Origin of the sequence: Sutterella parvirubra YIT 11816 (assembly GCF_000250875.1) — a bacterium.
Taxonomy (GTDB): domain Bacteria; phylum Pseudomonadota; class Gammaproteobacteria; order Burkholderiales; family Burkholderiaceae_F; genus Sutterella; species Sutterella parvirubra.
Genome location: NZ_JH604863.1, coordinates 1 through 617, shown reverse-complemented (window position 1 = coordinate 617; position 617 = coordinate 1). Strand labels below are relative to the sequence as shown.

Annotated in this window: 1 protein-coding gene; it reads right to left on the bottom strand. The window is 58.5% G+C overall.

All coding sequences use genetic code 11. The features are described from left to right. Nucleotides 1-617, bottom strand: a 617-nt coding sequence (locus HMPREF9440_RS01050) for an RNA-guided endonuclease InsQ/TnpB family protein (RefSeq protein WP_008540641.1), incomplete at both ends; no start/stop codon positions are given.

The following is a 617-nucleotide window of genomic DNA, read 5'->3' as shown; positions in this document are numbered from 1 at the left end:
GGGGGGCCACCACGAGAAGCCCGCCGCGAAGCGCCATCTTGTACTCAAGCTGGCGGCGGAACTCGTAGAACCCGACGTCGCCGATGGCACGCGCCAAATGGTGGTTGGCCATCATGCCCTTGACGTTGAGATCCTCAATCACTACTTCGGAATAGTTCGAAGCAAGAAACGCCGTCAGCTTATGGATCGCATGCGAACGGATGTTCGCGATCCGGCGGTGAAGACGGGCGATTCGCACCCTCAGCTTTTGTCGGTTCCTGCTTCCGCGCTTGGCCCTGCTCATGATCTCCTGAAGAATCTTCAGCCGGGCCAACGCGTGTTTGAGCGGCATCGGCGCTTCAAAGACATGCCCGTCCGACAGTACCGCCATCTTCAGGATGCCGAGATCCACCCCAACCCGGCCTTGGTTCTTGGCCGGCTTGAGGTGCGTGAGACTCGTCAATTCGCAGGAGATGCTGACGTACCAATCGTCTGCGCCCCGTGAAATCGTCACGGAGAGCACTTTGGCGTCTTTGAAGCGCAAAGGCTCGCACATGCGCACCCACCCCAAATTGGGGATGCGTATGCGTGAACCTTCGATCTTGATTTGGTCGTTGGAGATCGTGAAGCTGTCGTGG